Origin of the sequence: Vibrio sp. Vb1980 (genome assembly GCF_033338615.1) — a bacterium.
In the GTDB taxonomy this organism is placed as follows: domain Bacteria; phylum Pseudomonadota; class Gammaproteobacteria; order Enterobacterales; family Vibrionaceae; genus Vibrio; species Vibrio alginolyticus.
The window spans coordinates 1-581 of the sequence record NZ_JAWOSZ010000131.1; the positions used below are offsets into that span (position 1 = coordinate 1).

At 50.3% G+C, this 581-nt stretch carries 1 protein-coding gene; it reads right to left on the reverse strand.

Annotated elements, in window-relative coordinates; genetic code table 11:
• On the reverse strand, positions 1 to 581 hold a 581-nt coding region (locus R7F64_RS24145), incomplete at both ends, for a catalase (RefSeq protein WP_318072185.1).

A 581-nucleotide genomic window follows, 5' to 3' on the forward strand; every position in this document is an offset into this window, starting at 1 on the left:
AATTCTGGCATGATCTGTACGTACATTTTCCATTTCGGGAAATCCTGACGCTCAATCGACTCATACAAATCGCGGTGATGGCTTTCACGATCTCTGCCCGCCAGCAGTTGTGCTTCCTCATCGCTGATGTTCTTAATACCTTGCTGAGGTTTGAAGTGGAACTTCACCCAGTAGCGTTCATTTTCAGCGTTGATAAAGCTGAATGTATGGCTACCGAAGCCGTGCATGTGACGGTAGGACGCAGGAATACCGCGATCACTCATGACGATGGTTACTTGATGGAACGCTTCTGGCAGCGATGTCCAAAAATCCCAGTTGTTTGTCGAGCTGCGCATGTTGGTGCGTGGATCGCGTTTCACCGCGTGGTTGAGGTCAGGGAACTTCAACGGGTCACGTAAGAAGAAGACTGGCGTGTTGTTGCCGACTAAATCCCAGTTGCCTTCTTCGGTGTAAAACTTTAGGGCAAAACCACGGATGTCTCGTTCTGCATCCGCCGCGCCGCGCTCACCCGCAACGGTCGTAAAGCGAGCAAATAGCTCGGTCTTTTTACCAACCTCAGAGAAAATTTTTGCACGCGTGTA